At 67.5% G+C, this 24050-nt stretch carries 1 protein-coding gene; it reads left to right on the top strand.

Annotated features, from left to right (window positions below; genetic code table 11):
- Window positions 1–26 precede the first annotated feature (26 nt).
- Window positions 27–24038, top strand: a complete 24012-nt coding sequence (locus tag ACFWCF_RS01045; protein WP_378556031.1) for a non-ribosomal peptide synthase/polyketide synthase — start codon at window positions 27–29, stop codon at window positions 24036–24038.
- Window positions 24039–24050 lie beyond the last annotated feature (12 nt).

Below are 24050 nucleotides of genomic sequence, written 5' to 3'. Positions count from 1 at the left end.
CGGGGGTAGGCGCGGGTGGGAGGCTAGTGTCAGCGGATTTCGGGTCTGATGGAAATCAGGGGGAGAGCACCTCGCTCGAAGGATTTCCTCTATCCACTGCCCAACGTGGCATCTGGTTCGCGCAGCACCTACTCGGCGATGTGCCGCTGACGATTGCCCAGTACCTCGACGTCGAAGGCGACTTCGACCCCGAGGTCTTCGCCGATGCCGGCGCTGAGGCCGCTCGCGAGATCGGCACCGGGATGCTGCGGCTCTACGAGATCGACGGCGAGCCGCTCCAGGTCATCGACGACACCCTCCACGACCGGGCCACCATCGTCGACCTGCGAGGTGAGAACGACCCCGAAGCGGCCGCGATCGCGTGGATCCGCGCCGAGTGGGTCGCACCCCTCGACATGCTCCGCGACCGGCTCATCGTGTGCGCGGTCCTGCGCGTCGCCGAGCGGCGTCATTTCATCTACACCCGAATCCACCACATCGCGCTCGACGGCTTCGGTGCGATGACCTTCAGCAACCGCACCGCCGAGCGCTACACCGCGGCGATGGAAGGCCGCGACCCCACGCCGTTCGGGGTGAGCGAGCTGCCCGACATCGTCGAGGACGAAGCCCGCTACCGTTCGTCCACCCGGTTCGACTCCGACCGTAGTCACTGGGCCGAGCGCATCCGCGACCTGCCGCACCCCATCAGCCTCGCCGGGCGTGCGGCCCCCGTCGGCTCGCATCCCGTGCGATGGAGTGCACCGCTGCCCGACCATGTGGCCGACGCCGTCGACCGACTGCTCATCGAACATGAACACACCACGTTCGCGACCGTGGTCGTCGCGGCGTTCGGGGCGTTCCTGTCGCGGGTGACCGGCGAGCGCGACGTGGTGCTGAGCCTGCCCGTCTCCGCGCGCACCACCGCGAAACTGCGCCGCTCCGGGGGCATGGTTTCCAATGTCGTCCCGATCCGGGTGACGGTGGGGCCCGATGACACCGCCGCCGACCTCATGCGACGGGTCCAGCTCGAACTGACCGGGGCATTGCGTCACCAGCGGTACCGGCACGAGGACATGCGCCGCGACACGGGGTACGGTCGCGACACCGGGAACAGCGGTGCCGACCGCGGCTTCTTCGGGCCTGCCGTGAACATCATGATGTTCCAGGGGCAGGTCCGACTCGGTGACGCCGTCGGTAAGCTGCACGTGCTCAGTACCGGCCCCGTCGAAGACCTCTCGCTCAACATTTATCCGAGCGACACCGACGACCCCGCCCACATCGATCTCGAGGCCAACCCAAACCTGTATTCGCGGGCGGAGCTGCGTTCGCATCACGCGCGGTTCGTGGAGTTCCTCGACGGCTTCGTCTCGACCACCGGGCCGGTGGGTGCACTCGATGTGCTGCACGACGACGAGCGCGCCGAGCTCGTCCCCGCGCACGGGCCGGCCGCTCGGCCGGTGCGTCTGCTGCGCGACCTGCTCGCCGACGGTGTCGCGTGCAATCCCGACGGACCCGCGATCATCGACGGGGCCAGGACCCTGACGTATCGCGAACTCGACGAGCGCGCCGACCGGCTCGCCGGGGTGCTGAGCGCCGCGGGCGCCGGGCCGGAAACATTCGTCGCGTTGAGCATGGACCGCAGCGCCGAGGCCATCATCGCGATGTGGGCGGTGGCGAAGACCGGGGCCGCGTTCGTGCCGATCGATCCGGCGCTGCCCGGCGAACGTGTCGCGTATATGGTGCTCGATTCCGGCGTCCGGCTCGGGCTCACCGTGCGGGCACGTATCGACGAGCTTCCGGACGGGCCGGACTGGATCGCGGTGGACGATCCGATCTCCGAGGCCGATCGTCCCGCCGCGTCCTTCGTTCCGGCTTCGCTGCGCCCCGACCACGCGGCCTACATGATCTACACGTCCGGGTCGACGGGAACACCGAAGGGCGTCGTCGTCAGCCACACCGGGCTCGCGACATTCGCGGCGGACGCCCGACCCGAGCTGGGGTTGACGTCGCAGTCGCGGATGCTGAGGTTCTCGTCGGCGAGTTTCGATGCGTCGATCTTCGAGATGCTGCAGGCGTTCAGCTCGGGCGCCGCGATGGTCGTGGCTCCGGCCGACGTTCTCGGCGGAGACGATCTCGCCGATGTGCTGCGCCGTCACCGCGTCACACACATCGTGTCGGCGCCGACGGTGCTCACCACCGTCGACCCCGCCGGCCTCACCGATCTCGAGGCCGTCGTGGTGGGCGGCGACGTGTGCACCCCCGACCTCGTCGCGCGATTCGGCGACACCTGCCGGCTCGTCAACAGTTACGGGCCCACCGAGACCACCATCGTCGTCACCGCCGGTGATCCGCTGATTCCCGGCGCGCCGATCACGATCGGTCGCCCGCTCGACGGGATCACCGCCGTGGTGCTCGATCGGCGGCTGCGGCCCGTGCCGGTCGGGTTCGTCGGCGAGCTCTACATCGGCGGTGCCGGGCTCGCGCGGGGCTACCACCTGCGGCCCGGCCAGACCGCAGATCGGTTCGTGGCGAATCCGTTCGACCCCGGCACCCGGCTGTATCGCACGGGCGACGAGGTGCGCTGGACCGCCGATCATCAGCTCGACTTCGTGGGGCGCTCCGACTTCCAGGTCAAGATCCGCGGTTTCCGCATCGAACTCGGCGAGATCGATGCGGCGCTGCGCGCGCTCGATGGTGTGGACTACGCGGCCACCGTCGTCCACGATACGGGCCATTCCGTCGTCCCCGTCTCGTACGTGGTGATGGAGACCGGTGCCGTATTCGACGCCGAGGCGCTGATCGGCGGCGTGGAACGCACCCTGCCGTCGCACATGGTGCCCGCGTCGGTCGTCGAACTCGATGACGTGCCGGTCACTCTTGCCGGGAAACTCGACCGTGCAGCGTTGCCTGCGCCGAGGTTCGCCTCGGCCGAGTTTCGCGCTCCCGTCACCGACACCGAACGCCTGCTGGCCCAGGTCGCGTCGGGACTGCTCGACGTCGAGCGCGTGGGCGTCGACGATTCGCTGTTCGCGCTCGGCGCCGACAGCATCGTCGCGATGCAGTTCGCGGCCCGCGCGAAGGACGTCGGTCTGTACATCACGGCGCGACAGATCTTCGAGCACAAGACGATTGCGGCGCTCGCGCGGGTGGCGTCCGCGGTGCCGGGCGACTCCGTCCTGCGCGAACTCGACGGTGGTGGTGTGGGCACTGTGCCTCTCACCCCGATCGTGCACGAGATGCTCGGCCGCGGCGACTATTCGACGTTCGCGCAGGCAGTGCTGGTGACGACCCCGGTCGACCTGACCCGCGATCAGCTGACCGCCACGGTCGGCGCGGTCATGGCCCGGCACGACATGCTCCGCTCGACTTTCGCCGGCGACACGTGGCACGTGTCGCCGGAGATTCCCGACGGTGCGGTGGCGATCGAGCGGGTCAGCGTTCCGGACGCCGCCTCGATCGACGACCTGGTGGACGCCGAATGTGACTCGGCTGCACAGCGTCTCGATCCGTCGTCGGGTGTGATGTTGCAATGCGTATGGTTCGACGCAGCGCAGGGCCACGGCCGCCTGCTGCTCGTGGCACATCACCTCGTCGTCGACGGTGTGTCGTGGCGGGTGCTGCTGCCCGACCTCGCGCAGGCGTGGCTGCAGATCGCGGCAGATGCCGAACCCACCCTGGCCGATGTCGGAACGTCCTATCGCCGGTGGGCGCACGCGCTGCACTCCGATGCCCGCGACGGTACGCACGCGGACGAACTCGGATTCTGGCAACGCACCCTCGGGGCGGTGACACCGCTTCCCGGAATCGGGGATCTCGATCCTCGGATCGACACGCTCGCGACCACCGAGCGTGTGCGGGTGGAACTCGACCCCGAGACCACGGCCGCAGTACTCACGCGGCTGCCCGACGTGTTCCGTGCGGGCACGGCCGACGGGCTGATCGCCGCACTGGCGTTGGCCCTTGCGCAGTACGACCGCGCGGTGCCGATCATGCTCGAAGGCCACGGCCGCGACCACGAAGGCGCCGAGCTCGCGCGCACCCTCGGGTGGTTCACCAGCGTCTATCCGGTGTGCCCCGCAGTGCCCGACACCATCGACCTCGACGACGCATTCGCAGGTGGGCCCGCCGCGGGAGCGGTCCTGAAGGCGGTCAAAGAACAGCTCGCCTCGGTTCCGAATCACGGTGCGGGATACGGCATCCTTCGTCATCTCGACGATGAGGCACGGCCCGTCCTCGCCGCGTCGGCCGTCCCGCAGATCGGGTTCAACTATCTCGGACGCCTGACCTCCGGTCACATTCCCGAGGAGATCCGCGACATCGGATGGGTGCCCGCGGAAGTCGACCTCGATCCGACGCGTACCTCGCAGCTCGCGGTGGCCGCGGCCGTCGACATCAACGCCATGGTGGTGGACGGCCCCGACGGGCCTCACCTGACCGCGACCTTCACGTACGTGCCGCGCGTGGTGCAGGCCGGTTTCGTCACCGACCTCGCGACACGCTGGCACACCGCGCTCGAAGCCCTTGCCGCACATGTCGATCGTCCCGGCGCGGGTGGTCTCACCCCCTCCGACGTGCCGCTGGTATCGGTCGGGCAGGGCCAGATCGAACGGTGGGAATCCGAATACTCGGGCGTGCAGGACATCTGGCCCCTGCCGCCGCTGCAGTTGGGGCTGCTGTTCCACTCGCAACTCGCTCTCGGGTCGCTCGACGTCTACGTTGCCCAGCTGTCGTTGAACCTCACCGGCAGCATCGATGCGGCACGGCTGCGCGCCTCGATCGAGACAGTGGTCGCGCGACACGCCAACCTGCGCACCGCGTTCGTCCACGACGACAACGGAATACCCGCCCAGATCGTGCAGGGCCGCGTCGAAGTTCCGTGGCGTGAGATCTCGGTGGACTCGGACAGTATTGCGGCAGTGCTCGATTCGGAGCGTGTCGCGCCGTTCGATCCTGCTCGTCCGCCGCTGCTGCGGGCCGTTCTCGTACGTACCGGTGCAGGTGCGGTACTGGTCCTGACCAACCACCACCTCATCCTCGACGGCTGGTCGATGCCGCTTCTCGTACGGGAAGTGCTCTCCTGCTACGTCTCACCCGACGCGCTCGTCGAACCCGTGCCCTACCGCGACTACCTGCAGTGGTGGAGCGTCCAGAACCGCGACCGGTCGCTGCAGGCCTGGGGCGACGCATTGTCGGGGCTCACCGAACCCACACTCGTCGCCCCGCACGCCGGCGAAGTGCTCGACGCCAATCCCGAGCAGATCGACGTCGAACTGCCCGCGTGGCTGCGCACGGGACTCGTCGACCGCCGCGACACCGACGTCACCCTCAACACCCTGGTGCAGACGGCATGGGCACTGCTGCTCGGACGCATGCTGGGCCGCGACGACGTCGTGTTCGGCGCCACCGTGTCGGGGCGCCCGGCCGAACTTCCCGGTGTCGAGAACATGCTCGGGCTGTTCATCAACACGTTGCCCGTGCGGGTACGGATCGACGAGTCCGACACCGTCGTCGACCTACTACGACGCGTGCAGGACGACCAGGTCGCGATGCTCGGGCATCACCACATCGGACTGGGTGAAATCCAGGACCGCGTCGGTGTCGGAACCCTGTTCGACACGCTGACCGTCTTCGAGTCGTACCCCGTCGACCGCGCCGGATTCGACGAGACCACCGATCTCGCCGGGATGCATGTGACGGGCATCGACGGCCGCGATGCGACGCACTATCCGATCACCGTGATGGCGATCCTCGAGCCCACTCTGCGGCTGAGCGTGCGTTTCCGTACCGACCTGTTCGACCGCGCGGTGGTGGAGCGGATCGTGCAGCGGCTGCTGGGTGTGCTCGAAACCTTTGTCGCCCATCCCGACACGCACCTCGGTGACGTCGAGATGCTCGTGCCCGGCGAACTCGACGTGATCGCGAAGTTCGAGCGCGGAGAGAACGTGGCGCTGCCCGCCATGACCCTCCCCGATCTGCTCGGTGAGCAGTCGGCACGCACTCCCGAGGCCACTGCGGTGGTCGTCGACGGCGGCGCCGCGCTGAGCTACGGAACGTTCGCGGGCCGAGTCAATCGGGTCGCGCGGTCGTTGATCGCCGACGGGATCGGCCCCGGCGACCTCGTGGCCGTCGCGATGCCGCGGTCGCTCGAGCAACTCGTCGCGATCCACGCCGTCGTCACCGCAGGCGCCGCGTACGTGCCGATCGACCCCGACCAGCCCGGACAGCGCACCGCGCACGTGCTCGACACGGCTCGTCCCGCGCGCGTGCTCGAGGAACTTCCCGACGCAGTGCGGTTCTCCGACGGTGCGGTCACCGACGCCGATCGTCGTACACCCCTGCACTCCGACGACCTCGCGTACGTGCTGTTCACCTCCGGCTCCACCGGGCGGCCCAAGGGTGTTGCGATCTCGCACCGCAGCATCGTCAACCGGTTGCAGTGGATGCAGGGCCGGTACCCGCTGACCGGCGACGACGTCGTCCTGCAGAAGACCCCGGCGACATTCGACGTGTCGGTGTGGGAGTTGTTCTGGCCGCTGCTCACGGGCGCCGCCATGGTGCTCGCGACCCCGGACGGGCACCGCGATCCCCGCTACCTGTCGCGGGTGATCGGCGAACAGCGCGTCACCACAGTGCATTTCGTACCGTCGATGCTCGATGTCTTCCTGTCGGAAGGTGACGTGTCGCGGTGTGCGACGCTGCGGCAGGTGTTCACCAGTGGTGAGGCGCTGGCCGCGGCGAGTGTGTCGCGGGTGGTCGAGGCACTCGGCGTGCCGGTGCACAACCTGTACGGACCGACCGAGGCAGCCGTCGATGTCACCGCGCACGAGACGGTGCCCGGCGAGACTCCGGTGCCGATCGGTACGCCCGTATGGAATACGTCGGTGCGAGTGCTCGACGGGCGCCTGCGCCCCGTGCCCATCGGTATCGAGGGCGAGCTCTACCTCGGCGGCGTGCAGCTCGCGCGCGGCTACTACGGTGCACCGCGGCTGACCGCCGAACGGTTCGTCGCCGACCCCGCGGGCAACGGACGTCTGTACCGTACGGGCGACCTGGTTCGGTGGCGCGCCGACGGTGCGCTCGAATACGTCGGCCGCAGCGACTTCCAGGTCAAGCTCCGTGGCCAGCGCATCGAACTCGGCGAGATCGAAGCCGTGCTGCTCGAACACGACACCGTGACGCAGGCGGTCGTGGTGCTGCACCGCGACGACATCGCAGGCGAGCACCTCGTCGCGTACGTGGTCGGAGATGGCGATGGTGCGCTCGCCGACGCCGGGATGCGCCTACCCCGGCACATGGTCCCGACCCTCGCCGTAACCCTCGATGCGATGCCGGTCACCGCGAACGGCAAGCTCGACCGAAAAGCTCTGCCTGCCCCCGAATTCGGATCCGCCGAACACGTCGCACCGGCCTCGGCTACCGAACACATCGTCGCGGCGGCGATCGCAGAACTCGTCGGCCACGACCGCATCGGAGCGACGACGAGCTTCTTCGATCTCGGCGGCAACTCGCTCACCGCGACCCGGCTCCTCGCCCGGCTCGACGATCACTTCGGCATCCGTCTGCAGGTGCGCGATCTGTTCGACAATCCCACCGTCGCCGGACTCGCCCGGATCATCGACGGTCGGCGCGGAGAGCAGCGCCCCCAGCTGACCGCGCGCCCACGCCCCGAGCGCATTCCGCTGTCGCCCGCGCAGGCACGCATGTGGTTCGTCAACCGCTTCGACCCCACGTCCGGCGCCTACAACGTCGCGGTCGCACTGCGACTCACCGGTGTGCTCGACGAGGGGGCGCTGCGCGCAGCCGTCGTCGACATCGTCGGACGCCACGAGACGCTGCGCACCCGCTATCCCGACTCCGGTGACGGCCCGCACCAGCAGATAATTCCGGTCGTCGAGGCAGGTCGCGCCCCCACGATCGAATCGCTCGACGGCCCGCTCGAGGAGCGGCTGAGCGAGGTGGTCGGTCGCGGATTCGACGTCACCCTCGAACCACCCGTCAGGTTGACGGTGCTGCGCGAAAGCGGCAACAGCCATGTCCTCGTGCTGGTGGTGCACCACATCGCGATCGACGGCTGGTCGATGCAGGCCCTCGCCCGCGACCTCGTCGCCGCGTACGGCACCCGCGTCCTCGGGAACGCCCCGACCTGGGAGCCGCTGCCCGTCCAGTACGCCGACTTCGCGATGTGGCAGCACGATCTGCTCGGCAGCGTCGACGATCCCGACTCGCTCGGTGCCCGCCAGCTCGAATTCTGGCGCGACACCCTCGCCGGTGCGCCCGAGGTGTCGGACGTACCTACCGACCGTCGACGCCCCGCGGTCCCGTCGTTCCGCGGCGGCACCGTCGAGACCGCCCTCGACCCGCAGCTCTACTCGCGGCTCGAAGAACTCGCCCGGCAGAGCGGGGCATCGCTGTTCATGGTCCTGCACGCGGCCCTCGCGGTGCTGCTGGCGCGGCTGAGCGGCACCGACGATGTCACCGTCGGCACACCGGTCGCGGGTCGCGGGCACTCGAACCTCGACGACGTCATCGGCATGTTCGTCAACACGCTTCCGCTGCGCGTGCCGGTGGCATCCGGCGAGTCGTTCGCCGACGTGCTGGCACGGGTACGCGACGTCGACCTGGCCGCCTACGAGCATTCCGACCTGCCGTTCGAGCGGCTCGTCGACGCATTCGGCACGTCGCGGGACACCTCGCACAACCCGGTGTTCCAGACCGTTCTCGCGCTCGAGGTACCCCGCCCGACGTCCGTGTCGCTGCCGGGACTCGGCATCGACGTGCTCCCCGTCGATTTCGGTATCGCCAAGTTCGATCTCGAATTCGCCGTCACCGAACACGACGACCACGCGACCATCGCCTTGACCTTCGCACGCGACCTGTTCGACGACGGCACCGCCGCCGCGATGCTCGAGCGATACGTGCGACTGCTGTCCGGTGCCGCAACCGATCCGTCGACGGTCGTCGGCGACGTCGATCTGTTGTCCGACGACGAACGTGTCGCGCTGGTGCGTGAACCGGAGGACGCTCCGTACCGGTCGCTGCCCGACCTGTTCGCCGACGCCGCACGCGACGCCGACGCGCTCGCTCTCGTCTCCGGCTCCGCGACCATGACCTACGGCGAGCTGGATCGACGCTCGAACATCCTCGCCGGCGACCTCATCGACGTCGGAGCTGCGCCGGGGTCGGTCGTTGCGGTGGCTGTGTCGCGGTCGGTGGAATCGGTGATCGCACTGTGGGCCGTCGCCAAGACCGGTGCCACGTTCCTGCCTGTCGACCCCGGCTATCCCGCCGCGCGTATCGAGCACATGCTCACCGACTCCGGTGCGCGCCTGGGTGTTGCCGACTCGGCACTGCCCGGCGACATCACCTGGGTGTCGCCGCACGCCAGCGGTGACGACAGGCCGATCGTCGGTCGCGTGCGATGCCCGGACGCCGCCTACCTCATCTACACCTCCGGGTCGACGGGTGTGCCCAAGGGCGTCGTCGTCACCCATCGCGGGCTTGCGGCCTTCGTTGCCGAACAGCAGCGCCACTACCGGGTTCAGCCGGGCGACCGGGTCGCGGCCTTCGCGTCGCCGAGTTTCGATGCGTCGCTGCTCGAGATCTTCATGGCCGCGGGTGGGGGAGCGGCCCTTCATCTGGTGCCGACCGACGTCTACGGCGGCACCGAACTCGAGGAACACCTCGCATCGGTGACACACCTGTTCCTCACCCCGGCCGCCCTCGCGACACTGAACCACGAACGGCTCGAACATATTCGAGTTGTTGTGGTCGGCGGCGAGGCGTGCGAACAGTCGCTCGTCGAACGGTGGGCGCCCGGCCGCGAGATGTTCAACGCCTACGGGCCGACCGAGTCGACCATCATGGCCACCCACTTCGGACCGATGGCGACCGGCGAACCTGTACGGATCGGCCGGCCCGTGATCGGCACCGGCGCAATGGTGCTCGACGCGCGCCTGCATCCCGTCCCCGTCGGTGTCCCGGGTGAGCTGTATGTGTACGGCGCCGGACTCGCCCGCGGATACCACGGTCAACCGGCGCTCACCGCATCCCGATTCGTCGCGAATCCGCTGCACGGCGGGCTCATGTACCGCACCGGCGACCTCGTCCGGTGGGTCGACGGTCAACTCGAGTACCTGGGGCGCACCGACTTCCAGGTCAAGGTGCGCGGTCACCGGATCGAACTCTCGGAGATCGACGCGGTGCTCGCCGGTCATCCGGGTGTCGATGCGGCGGTGACCGTGTCGCATGAGGCGACCGGCGCCCTCGTGTCATATGTGACTGCGTCGTATGCGACCGCGTCGTATGTGACCGGCGCGGTCGATCCGGCGGAACTGTCGGTGCACGCCGCGCAGGTGCTCCCCGCGTACATGGTGCCGTCGTCGATCACCGTCCTCGAGGCATTCCCTCGCACCGGTGCAGGCAAGATCGACACCCGTGCTCTTCCCGAACCCGTCTTCACCACAACCGAATTCGTTGCACCTCGCGATGCAGAAGAGCAGCGCGTGGCCGAGGTGTTCGTCGAGGTCCTCGGCATCGACCGGGCGGGCGCGCACGACGACTTCTTCGCGCTCGGTGGCAACTCGCTGTCGGCGACGCGGGTCATCGCGCGGCTCGACTCGTCGCTCGGGGTGCGTGCGCTCTTCGAGAACCCGACGGTCGCGGCGCTGGCCGTGGCGGCCGGTGGCAGCGTGTCGGGGGACCGTCCGGCGCTGGTCGCGGGGCCGCGACCCCACCGCATCCCGCTGTCGCCTGCGCAGCAGCGGATGTGGCTGATCAACCGGTTCGACCCCGCGTCGCCGGTCTACAACATTCCCGTCGCGGTGCGCTTGTCCGGGTACCTCGACGTCGAGGCGCTTCGGGCGGCGGTCGACGACGTCGTGCAGCGGCACGAGACTCTCCGCACTCTCTTCCCCATGGCCGAATGTCACCCCGAGTCAGTCCGACTGACCGAAGGTGACATTCGGCCATCAGCGCCGGAGGCGGGACCGCAGCAGGTGGTGCTCGACGTCGCGCCGCTCGATCTGACTCCGCGCGTCGCCACCCCCGATACGTTGTACGACGAGATGGCCGCCGTCGCAGGTCGCGGATTCGACGTCACCGTCGAGACCCCCGCCCGCGGAGCACTGCTCCGGCTCGCGGACGACGAGCACGTGCTCGTCGTGGTGGTCCACCACATCGCCGCCGACGGCGCCTCGACGATGCCGCTCGCCCGCGACATTCTCGTCGCCTACCAGGCACGACTGTCCGGAGCAGAACCCGCGTGGGCACCGCTCGCCGTGCAGTACGCCGATTTCGCGGTGTGGCAACGCACCCTGTTGGGGGATCCTTCGGATCCCGCGTCGATCGCGGCGCGTCAGCTCGCGTATTGGACCGAGGCCCTCGCCGACAAGCCCGCGGTGCTCGATCTACCCGCCGACCGCCCGCGACCGGCCGTTGCCTCGCAGCGCGGTGCCCGCACCGACTTCCGCATCGACGCAGACACCGTGCGCGCGCTCGACGACCTCGCCCGCACCCACGGCGCGACCCGCTTCATGGTCCTGCACGCGGCGCTCGCCGTGCTGGTCGGCAGACTCGGATCCACCGACGACGTCAGCGTGGGCACACCCATCGCCGGTCGCGCCGAAGCCGCGCTCGACGACCTCGTCGGCATGTTCGTCAACACCCTTGTCCTGCGCACCCGGATCGACCCCGGGGCCGGATTCGCCGAACTTCTCGACCAGGTCCGCGACACCGACCTCACCGCCTTCGGACATGCCGACGTGCCGTTCGAGGAGATCGTCGACGCCGTCGACCCCGTCCGCTCGCAGGCGCATGCACCGCTGTTCCAGGTGTCGCTGTCGCTGCAGAACCAGGGCACCGGCGTCCTCGAGCTGCCCGGTCTGGCTGTCGAACCCCTCGACCCCGGCATCGACGTCGCAAAGGTGGATCTCGAATTCACCGTCCGTGACGACGCGGACGAAGCTCTCGCCGCATCGCTCACCTACGCCACCGATCTGTTCGACGCCGGCACCGCCGCGACCCTCACCGAGCGCTGGACGCGGCTGCTCCGGGCTGTCGCCACCGACCCGACGCTGCCGGTGGGCGACCTGCCGGTACTCGACGACGCCGAGACCACCCGCGCCCTCGCACACGCGGTTCCCTCAGCGTTGCCCGCACGCACGCTGCCCGATATCTTCGCCGCAGGCGTGACTGCCAATCCCGACGGCATCGCCGCCACCGACGGCACCCGGCAGCTCACCTACACCGAACTCGACCGCGCTTCCGCCCAGCTCGCCCACAAGCTGCTCGAGTACGGGGTGCGACCGGAAACGGTGGTGGCACTGTCATTCCCGCGCTCGATCGACGCGATCGTTGCGCTGTGGGCGGTCGTGAAGACCGGTGCCGTATTCGTGCCGATCGACCCGGCACTACCTGCGACGCGCATCGAATACCTGTTGTCGGATTCGGGTGCGAGCGTCGGGGTCGGCACGGGCCCATCCGACGTGCCCTGGCTCTCCGTCGATGCAGATGATTACTCCGATACTCCACTTGCTCAGTCGATTACCGCGCTGTCCGCGGCGTACATGATCTACACGTCGGGCTCCACCGGCACACCCAAAGGAGTCGTCGTCACCCACCGCGGGCTGGCGGCGTTCACCGCCGAGCACCGGCCGGAGCTCGGTCTGGCCACCACGTCCAGGATGCTCAGGTTCTCGTCGTCGAGCTTTGACGCCTCGGTATTCGAGCAGATCGCCGCCTTCTCCGCCGGAGCCACCATGGTCGTCGCACCCCCGGAGGTCGTCGGCGGCGCGGAGCTCACCGACCTGCTGCGCCGCGAACGCATCACGCATATCCTCACCGCGCCCGCGGCGCTCGGCACCCTCACCGCCGGCGACCTTCCCGACCTCGACGCCGTGGTCGTGGGCGGCGACGTGTGCCCGCCCGAACTCGTCGAGCGATTCGGCCCGACCTGCAGGTTCGTCAACAGCTACGGCCCCACCGAAACCACCATCATCATCACCGCCACCGCGCCGCTGACCCCGGGCGACGACATCACCATCGGTACCCCCATCGGCGGTTCCGGCGCCGTGGTGCTCGACAACCGGTTGAAGCCCGTCGCCGACGGTGTCGTCGGGGAGCTGTACCTGTCGGGTGCCGGTCTCGCCCGCGGCTACCACCGGCGTCCCTCCCAGACCGCGTCCCGGTTCGTCGCGAACCCGTTCACCGGCGACCTCATGTACCGCACGGGCGACCTCGTACGACGCACCGCCACCGGCGAACTCGACTTCATCGGACGCAGCGACGCGCAAGTCCAGGTCCGTGGCCTTCGCATCGAACTCGGCGAGATCGAAGCCGTCCTCACCCGCCATGACGACGTGGCGCAGGCCGTCGTCGTCGTACATTCCGACCCGCACACCGGCGACCGGATCATCGGGTACGCCGTGCCCGCGGCGGGGTCCACCGTCGACCCGCAGCAGCTCCGCGACCGACTCGCCGACGAACTCCCGGCGTACATGGTGCCCGCCCAGATCCTCGTCCTCGAGGCCCTGCCGATCACCGCGCACGGCAAGCTCGACCGCAAGGCTCTGCCCGTCCCCGGGTTCGAGGCCCGCGAATTCCGGGCGCCCCAGAGCCCCGTCGAACAGACCATCGCCGCTGTCTACGCAGACCTCCTCGGCACCGAGCAGATAGGCCTCGACGACGACTTCTTCGAACTCGGCGGCAACTCGCTCAGCGCCACCCAGCTCGTCGCACGACTCGGCGTTGCCCTCGACACCACCGTTCCGGTGCGGGCCGTGTTCGAGAACCCCACGGTGAGTGCACTCGCCGTGGTCGTCGCGCGCACCGCGGGAGAGGGTTCCCGGCCCGCGCTGGTGAAATACGAGCGACCCGAACATATCCCGCTGTCGCTTGCGCAGCAGCGGATGTGGTTCTTCAACCGATTCGACCCAGAGTCGGCCGCGTTCAACATCCCGATCGTGCTGCGGCTGACCGGCACCCTCGACGCATCCGCATTGCGGGCGGCGATGTTCGACGTCCTCGAACGCCACGAATCCCTGCGAACCGTGTACCCCGACACCGACATCGGGCCGACGCAGATGATCGTGCCGGCCGATCACGCTGTCACCGAGTTCACGACGATCGACGTCACGGCGGAGGACATCGAAGCGCGACTCATCGAATTCGTCTCCCGCGGATTCGATCTCAGCATCGACCTTCCCGTGCGCGCAGCGTTGTTCAGGATCTCCGAAGACGATCACGTGCTTGCCGTCGTCGCCCACCACATCGCCAGCGACGGCGGATCACAGGCGCCACTGTCGCGCGACCTTGTCACCGCGTACCTCGCTCGGAGCAACGGAGACGCCCCGGGATGGACGCCGTTGCCCGTGCAGTACGCCGATTACACGCTGTGGCAGAAGGACCTGCTCGGCAGCGAGAACGACCCGACGCCGCTCGTCGCGCGGCAACTCGCCTACTGGACGGGAACGCTCGCAGATCTCCCCGACCTCGTCGAGATGCCCACCGATCATCCGCGTCCGGCCGTCCAGTCGTCGCGCGGAGCCACCACCCTGTTCACGCTCGACGCCGAACTCACCGACCGCATCGAGCGGTTCACCCGTGAGCGCGGGGTCACCCTGTTCATGCTCGCGCACACCGCAGTCGCCGTGCTGCTCGCCCGGTGGTCCGACAGCACCGACATTCCGATCGGCACGCAGATCGCCGGTCGCGGCGAACCCGCCCTCGACGACCTCGTCGGCATGTTCGGCAACACCCTCGTGCTGCGCCTGCAGATCGACCCCGCCGCCACGTTCGACGAGGTGCTCACACAGGCCCGCGACGTCGACCTCGCCGCGTTCACGCACCCCGACGTGCCTGTCGAACGACTCGTCGAACTTCTCGACCCGACCCGGTCCACCGCATATTCCGCGCTGTTCCAGACGTTGCTCGTCGTGCACAACTTCACCCGATCCGAGGTGTCGCTTCCCGGATTGACCATTGCGCCGGTGGAATCCGGCGCCGTCGGCGCGAAACTCGATCTCGAGATCCACCTCGGGGAAAGCGTGGACGAAAGCGGGCGGCGGACCGGCATCGACGGTTCCATCACCTACGCGACCGACCTGTTCACCGACCACACCGTCGGCCGGTTGGCCGCGCACCTCGTGGCCCTGCTCGACGCCGCAACCCGCGACCCTCACACCGCGGTCGGCGACATCGACCTGCGCGGACCCGACGAACGCGCACTCGCGCGGGCCGTCAACGACACCGCGACCGGCCGTGACCCCGAGGAGGGTGGGGACTCCGACACGCTGCTCACCCGATTCGTCGCGCAGGCCGCGCACACGCCTGATGCGGTCGCACTCGTGCTCGAAGGCGAGACGATCACGTACGAACAGTTCGCGTCGCGGGTGAATCGCCTCGCGCGGCACCTCGTCGGCGAGGGGGTCGGGCCGGACTCGCTCGTCGGGATCTACGCCGCACGCTCGGTGGAGATGATGGTCGGGATCTACGCGACGCTGCAGGCGGGCGGCGCCTACGTGCCACTGGACCCCGAGCATCCCGCAGAGCGCACCGAGTACGTCCTCGACACCGCGCGGCCCGTGCTCGTGCTCACCACCTCGGCCGAACGTGCGACGCTTCCCGGCGCGCACCGGGTCGTGGAGGTCGACGCCGCGCTTCCCGGCCTGTCCGACGCGCCACTCACCGACACCGACCGGCTCGGACCGCTGCGCGGCGGCAACATCGCGTACGTCATCTTCACGTCCGGATCCACCGGACGACCCAAAGGTGTCGCCGTCGAACACCGCGCCGTGGCCAACCAGATCGCGTGGATGCGCGAACGCTACGACCTCCGCCCCGGCGACGCCGCCATGCACAAGACACCGATCACGTTCGACGCATCGGTGTGGGAACTGTTCTATCCCCTGCAGGTGGGCGCGCGACTCGTCATCGCCGCACCCGGTGGTCACCGAGACCCCGCCTACCTCGCGGACCTGTCGCGCGACGAGGGCGTGTGCATCCTCGAATTCGTGCCGTCGATGCTCGCGGCGTTCCTGGCCGACCCGGACCTCGAACTGCCCGACTCGGTGCGCTACCTGTCGGTCGGCGGAGAAGCCCTGCCCGCCGACCTCGCCGCCGAGGTCACGGCCCGCACCGGTGCCGTACTCGACAACACCTACGGCCCCACCGAAGCCACCGTGACGTCGACGGTGCTACGTAGCGATGGCAACTACCACGGTTCGGTGCCGATCGGCCGCCCGATCCGGAACACCACCGCCCACGTTCTCGATGCGCGCTTGCATTCGGCTCCGGTGGGCATCCCCGGCGAGCTGTACCTCGGTGGAATCCAGCTGGCGCGTGGCTATCACGGACGCCCCGACCTGACCGCCGAGCGGTTCGTCGCCGCTCCGAGTGGTGAACGGCTGTATCGCACCGGCGACCGCGTCCGGCTGCTTCCCGACGGCACCCTGGACTTCCTCGGCCGCACCGACTTCCAGGTCAAGGTCCGAGGCCTGCGCATCGAGCTCGGTGAGATCGAATCCGCGATCGTCACCCTCGACGAAGTTGCCCGCGCAGTGGTCGTGGTGCACGACAGCGATCACGGACCCCGACTGGTCGCTTATGTTGTCCCCATCAGCGGCGCTGCGGTGGACAGCGATGCGGTGCGCGGTGCCGCAAGCCGTATGTTGCCGCGCTACATGGTGCCCGACGTGGTCATGTTGCTCGATGCGTTGCCGCTCAACGCATCCGGCAAGCTCGACAGGCGCGCGCTGCCGGAACCCGAGATGGCCGCTCGCGAATTCCGGGTACCTCGCGGCGACGTCGAACAAGCGGTGGCCGCCGCGGTCGCCGCGGTCCTCGACGTCGAACGTGTAGGCCTGGACGACGACTTCTTTGCGCTCGGCGGCAACTCACTCGTCGCAACGCGTGTGGTGTCGCGGATCGGCGCGGCACTCGGAGTCGACGTGCCGCTGCGCACGCTGTTCGAACACCCCACCGTCGAAGCCCTCGCCGCGGCGGTGGCGGATCTTGCTGCCGCCGGTGCCCGACTCCCGCTCGTCGCGCGGGAACGTCCGGAATTGGTGCCGCTGTCGTTCGCGCAGCAGCGGATGTGGTTCCTCAACCGGTTCGATCCCGCGTCGGCGACCTACAACATCCCCGCAGCGATCAGACTCACGGGCGACCTCGACGTCGACGCGCTGCGCGGCGCCATCGGCGACCTCCTCACACGCCACGAGATCCTGCGGACCGTCTACCCCGAGATCGACGGTGCCGGAGTGCAGGTCATCAGGCCCGTCTCCGAGATCACCCTCGATCTGATCGAGGAGGACATCGAACCGGACCGGGCGGTCGAAGTCGTCACCGGCGTCATCCGATCCGGATTCGACGTCACCACGGACGTACCGGTGCGCGCACGGCTACTCCGCGTCGGTGAACGTGAGTTCGTTCTCGTCGTCGTCGTGCACCACATCGCAGCAGACGGCTTCTCCATCGGACCGATGCTGCGCGACGTGATGGTCGCGTACGCGGCCCGGTCGACGGGGGAGGCCCCGGTCTGGGCACCGCTCGATGTGCAGTACGCCGACTACACCCTGTGGCAGCGCGACACACTCGGTTCCGAAGACGATCCCACGAGTGTGATCTCGCGTCAGATCGGCTACTGGAGCCATGCGCTAGCAGACGTGCCCGACGTCCTCGAGCTACCCGCCGATCGTGCGCGACCGGCGGTCGCCTCGTATCGCGGCGCCACCCACCGCATGCGGCTCGATGCCTCGACGCATCGGAACCTGCTCGATCTCGCCCGTTCGCGGAACGCGACGCTGTTCATGGTGCTGTACAGCGCCCTGAGTGCCGAACTCGCGCGTCTGAGCGGTACCGACGACATCTCCATCGGCACACCCGTCGCCGGTCGTGGTGAACAAGCTCTCGACGATCTGATCGGCATGTTCGTCAACACCCTCGTGCTCCGTAACGAGGTAGATCCCGACGAGCCGTTCTCGGCGCTGCTGTCGCGCTCACGTGAGATTGCTCTCGGCGCATTCGCGCACGCCGACGTGCCGTTCGAACAACTCGTCGAGGTCCTCGACCCGCCGCGGTCGCAAGCACACAACCCCTTGTTCCAGGTGATGCTGACCCTCCAGAACATGGAGCGCAGCCACTTCGAACTCGACGACGTTCGAATCGAAGCGATCGACGCGGACCTCGGCGAAGCGAAGGTCGACCTCCAGATAACCGTGTTCGAGGTGTTCGACGACGACGGTGCACCCGCTGGCATCGATGCGGAGTGGACATATGCGACCGACCTGTTCGACAACACGACCGTCGTCTCGTTCGCGGAGCGCTTCACACGGCTGCTGGCGGCGGTCCTAGCCGATCCGGAACTGCGTGTCGCGGCCTTGCCGTTGCTCGACGACGACGAGCGAGCCGCCGTCCTGGCGCTCGGTGTCGGACCGAAATCGATTGCTGATGAATGCATCACACCCGACAACTCCGAGGGGACCGCAGTCACGTCGGCCGAGGAATCGCTGACCCGCGGCGAATTCGACGACCGTGTCGCGGGGCTTGCCCGCGAACTGATCGCGCGCGGGATCGGCCCGGAGACGCGTGTCGCGGTGTACATGGAACGCAGCGTCGATCTGCTCGTCGCCATCCACGCGATCCTGCAGGCCGGTGGCGCGTACGTCCCACTCGACCCCGCTCATCCGGTCGAGCGCATCGCTCACATCGTCGAGACCTCCAAGCCTGTTCTCGCGCTGGTCCGCGCGTCTACGGAGACATTGCCCGTCCCGATGCTCGACGTCACCTCGGTCGGTGCGTCCCACACCACGTCGCCGATCTCCGACGTCGATCGGCTCACACCGCTGCGCCCCGACCACACCGCGTACGTGGTGTTCACGTCGGGATCGACGGGCAGGCCCAAGGGCGTCGCCGTCACACATCGCGCATTGAACACTCAGCTCGACTGGATGCGGCACACGCTCGGCCTGACCGGCGATGACGTGGTCTTGTGGAAGACGCCCGTGACATTCGATGCGTCGGTGTGGGAGCTGTTTCTGCCCATGCGTATCGGTGCGAGGCTCGTGGTCGCCGACCCCGATGGTCACGCCGACCCGGCATACCTCGCGTCGGTGATCGCCGCAGAGCAGGTGACGATCGCTCAGTTCGTGCCGTCGGTACTCGATCCTGTCCTCGACGAGGATCCGGGACCGTCTTTGCAGCATGTGTTCTCGGGTGGCGAACCACTTCGGGTCGCTACTGCCGAACGAGTCTGCGATGTCCTCGGCGCACAGATCCACAATCTGTACGGGCCGACGGAAACCACAATCCAAGTTACCCACCGGTCGGGAACATCCGGTACGGGGCAGAGTATTCCGATCGGTACACCGGTCGCAGAGACGACCTTGCTGGTGCTCGATGCGCGGTTGCGGCCGGTTCCGGTCGGCGTGCGCGGCGAACTCTATGTCGCGGGAGCGCAGCTAGCGCGCGGCTACGAGAACGCCACCGGTCAGACGGCGTCGCGCTTCGTTGCCGACCCGTACTCGACGAGCGGCACGCGAATGTATCGCACGGGTGACGTCGTGAGATGGACGCCGGCGGGCGAGCTCGAGTACCTGGGCCGCAGCGACCATCAGATCAAACTGCGTGGTCTCCGCATCGAGATCGGTGAGATCGAGTCGGTGCTCCAAGCGATGGATACCGTCGCCGCGGCTGCGGTCGCGGTGGTGTCGGATCGGCTCGTCGGCTATGTCGTTCCCGCAGACGGCACTCTTGTCGATCTCGATTCTGTTCGTGATGCAGCATCAGATCAATTGCCGTCGTACATGATTCCCGACGTAGTCGTTCCACTCGAGGCGATGCCGCTCAACACCTCCGGCAAACTCGACCGCAGAGCGCTTCCGGAACCGGTGTTCGAGACCCGGGAGTTCCGGGCGCCGACGCGTGCGACGCAAGAAACCGTTGCGCAGGTCTTCGCCGACGTTCTCGGTATCGAGCAGGTCGGTCTGGATGACGACTTCTTCTCCCTCGGTGGCAATTCGCTCGTCGCAACTCGGGTTGCATCTCGGTTGGGTGCTGCAGTCGATGCGCAGATTCCGGTGCGGCTGTTGTTCGAGTCGCCGACGGTGGAAGCGCTGGCTTCCGCGGTCGACGAACTGGCGGGAACAGGCAGCACCATCATACTCGAGCCCCAGCCGCGCCCGGAGCGGATTCCGTTGTCGCTTGCCCAGACTCGGATGTGGTTCTTGAACCGATTCGATCCGGGTTCTGCGGTGAACAACATTCCGGCCGCGATTCGGTTGTCGGGGCAGCTCGATGTCGCGGCATTGCAGTCTGCGGTGTCGGATCTGATCGTGCGGCACGAAGTGTTGCGGACGGTGTATCCGGAGGTCGATGGTGTCGGGCATCAGGTTGTGTTGCCGCCGGTCGGGTTCTCGGAACTTCTTTCGGTCGAATCTGTTTCGGCTGACGAGGTGTTCGAACGTGCTGCGTTTTTGGTCGGTGCCGGCTTCGATGTGACGGCGGCGCCTCCGTTGCGTGCTGTGCTGTTGCGAGTATCGGACACCGAGCATGTGCTGGTTGTTGTTGTGCATCATATTGCGGCGGACGGTTTCTCGATGGGGCCGTTGTCGCGGGATGTGATGTTGGCGTATGCGGCGCGTGCAGTGGGTGAGGTTCCGTCGTGGGAGCCGCTCGAAGTGCAGTACGCGGATTATGCGTTGTGGCAGCGGAAGGTTCTTGGTTCGGAATCGGATCCGGCATCGGTGCTGTCGCGTCAGCTGACGTACTGGTCCGAGGTGTTGGCCGGGGTACCCGATGTGTTGGATTTGCCGGCGGACCGGTCGCGTCCGGCAGCAGCGTCGTATCAGGGTGCGTCGCATGAATTCGCGCTCGATGAGTCGCTGAGCTCGGGTATCGAATCGCTCGCGCTTGACCGCAATGTCACGCCGTTCATGGTGGTCCACGGTGTTCTCGCTGCGCTGCTCGCGCGGATGTCGGGGACCGATGACATCGCGATCGGTACGCCGGTGGCGGGTCGTGGTGAGCGGGCGTTGGACGATGTGATCGGGATGTTCGTCAACACGTTGGTGTTGCGTACCCGAATCGACTCTGGGGAGTCTTTCGAGGATTTGCTGCTGCGGGTCAAGGATGTGGATCTCGGGGCGTTCGGGCATGCGGATGTGCCGTTCGAGCGTTTGGTGGAGGCGCTCGATCCGGTTCGGTCGACCGCGTGGAATCCGTTGTTCCAGGTGATGCTCACATTCCAGAACTTTGCGCCGACGAGCTTCGAGCTGCCGGGCTTGATGTTGTCGGCAGTAGACGCGGATCTCCAGCTCGCGAAGTTCGACCTGCAGGTGACGTTGTCGGAGCTGCGCGACGCCGGCGGATATGCGGTGTCGTTCACGTATGCGACGGACTTGTTCGATGAGTCGACGATTGTGTCTGCCGCCGAGCGTTTCACGCGCATGCTGAGCGCTGTGGTCGAGAACCCGCGGGTGGCTATCGGTGATGTTCCGATTCTGACCGTCGAGGAACGTGCACGATCGCTGGAATCGGGTAGGGGAGATGTTGTCCCGGCGTCCAGGTTCCTCGTTCCCGATCTCGTCGGGCAGCGTGGTTCATCCGACGCGGTGGCGATCGTCGGCGGGGACTCCGCACTGACATACCGCGAATTCGGTGGTCGGGTCTCAGGTCTCGCTCGGTACCTGATCTCGTGTGGTGTCGGGCCCGATATTCACGTGGCAGTGGCGATGAGCCGTTCCGTCGAGATGGTCGTCGCTATCCATGCGGTGCTCGCTGCGGGCGGTGCGTATGTGCCGATCGACCCGGACCAGCCGGCCGAGCGGATCTCCTACGTTCTTGATATTGCGGACCCGCTGCTCGTGTTGAGCAAGTCGGGTGAAGCCATCGACGCCGATCGCACAGTGGTTTTCACCGACATGCTCGACGTGTCCGACCATGCGACGGCTGTAGTGACCGCCGCCGAGCGTCTCGCGCCCCTGCACCCCGCGAATACTGCGTATGTGTTGTTCACGTCGGGTTCGACGGGGCGGCCGAAGGGCGTGGCGGTGTCGCACGGGTCGGCCGTCAATCAGTTGTCGTGGATGCAGTCGCAGTTCGGTGTGGGCACGTCGGATTCGGTGTTCTTGAAGACTCCGGTGACGTTCGATGCGTCGGTGTGGGAGTTGTTGCTGCCGTTCGTATGCGGTGCACGGATGGTGGTTGCCACAGCGGATGGTCATCGCGATCCGGAGTATCTGGCGCGTGTGTTGACTTCGGGTGAGGTGAGTGTCGCGCAGTTCGTGCCGTCGGTACTCGACGCAGTGCTCGATGAGCTGGGCGACCCCACGGATGTGTTGCGGTTGGTGTTCTCCGGTGGAGAAGCGTTGTCTGCTGCGACTGCACGTCGAGCCCGGAGCTTGCTCGGCGTAGACGTCCACAACCTCTACGGACCCACGGAAACAACCGTCCAGGTCACCCATCGGCTCAGCGTGGAAGGCGAAAGCGGGATCGTCCCGATCGGTGCTCCGGTGTCGAACACCCGGGTGTTCGTTCTCGACGACCGTCTGCAGATCGTCCCGGTCGGGGTCCCCGGGGAGCTGTATGTCGCGGGTGCGCAGCTGGCTCGTGGGTATGTCGATTCGCGTCTCACAGCAGACCGTTTCGTGGCGAATCCGTTCGGTGGTGTTGGTGAGCGGATGTATCGCACGGGCGATCTGGTGCGGTGGAATCGTGCGGATGAACTCGAGTATGTGGGTCGTAACGATCAGCAGGTGAAGCTGCGTGGGCAGCGCATCGAGCTCGGTGAGATCGAGTCCGTGTTGCGTGGTCTGGAGGGCGTGGGTGCCGGTGCGGTGGCGGTGCGTGCGGATCAGCTGGTCGGTTACGTGGTTTCCGTCGGCGATATTTCAATGTCAGATGTGCGCGCTTTGATGGGGGAGATGCTGCCGTCGTACATGGTTCCGTCGCAATTCGTAGTGCTCGAGGCGTTGCCCCTCAATGCGTCCGGCAAACTGGATAGGAAGGCGTTGTCGGATCCCGTGTTCGAGGCGCGCGAGTTCCGCGCCCCGACCACACGAGTCGAGCTCGCTGTGGCGTCGGTGTTCGCCGAGGTGTTGGGTACCGAACAGGTGGGCCTGGACGACGACTTCTTCGCACTCGGCGGTACCTCCCTCGTCGCCACCACACTCGTCTCGCGATTGCGCGCCGAGCTGGACACCCAGGTGCCGTTGCAGTGGCTGTTCCAAGCGTCGACCGTCGAAGGCTTAGCTCGATTGGTTGCCGAGGGAACCGATACGAGCATGGCGGATGCACTCGGCCCGGTGCTGCCGCTGCACGCGCAGGGTTCGGGCACCCCGTTGTTCTGCGTGCATCCGATCGTCGGGTTGTCGTGGTGCTACACCGGCCTGTCGCAGCAGCTCGACACCGACGTCTACGGGCTGCAGACGCCGGCCGGCCTCGAAGCCGACTTCGCGCCCGCCACCCTCGACGATCTCGCCACGCGGTACGTCGAGGAGCTTCGCCGCGTGCAGCCGCACGGACCGTACCGACTGCTCGGGTGGTCGCTCGGCGGCGTGATCGCCCACGCGATGGCGGTGCAACTGCAGGCCGCAGGCGAATCGGTGGAGCACCTCGTGATGCTCGACAGCTTCGTGGGCGGATCGTCCGAACCGTCGGTCGATGAAGGGGCAGAGGTGTCCATGTCCGATCTGGTCGCGGGCTTCGGTTTCGACGGCAACGCGCCGCAGAGCATCTCGGGGCTCGTCGCGACCGTCGCAGAGCTGACCGGTAATTCGGTCGACGACACCGAAGAGATGGTGCAACGACTGATCGCGACGGCGGAACACAATTCGCTGCTGCTCGGCCGACACCGTCCAGGAGTGTTCGACGGCGACGTCGTGTACTTCACCGCCTCCTCCGACGGCCGACGCGGAGCTGCGGACTGGGCCGACGCTGTCACCGGCGAGATCCATGATCATTCAGTGCCCGTGACACATTGGCACATGACTTCGCCCGAGGCCCTTGCGGTTGTCGGACCAGCGGTGCGTAGAGTCATCGAACCGCCACCGACTACCGACAACTGACAGGCCGGAACC

The organism is Rhodococcus sp. NPDC060090 (genome assembly GCF_042729855.1).
Lineage (GTDB): Bacteria > Actinomycetota > Actinomycetes > Mycobacteriales > Mycobacteriaceae > Rhodococcus.
Note: the sequence above shows the minus strand (reverse complement) of the source record. Positions and strands in the feature narration are given on the sequence as shown.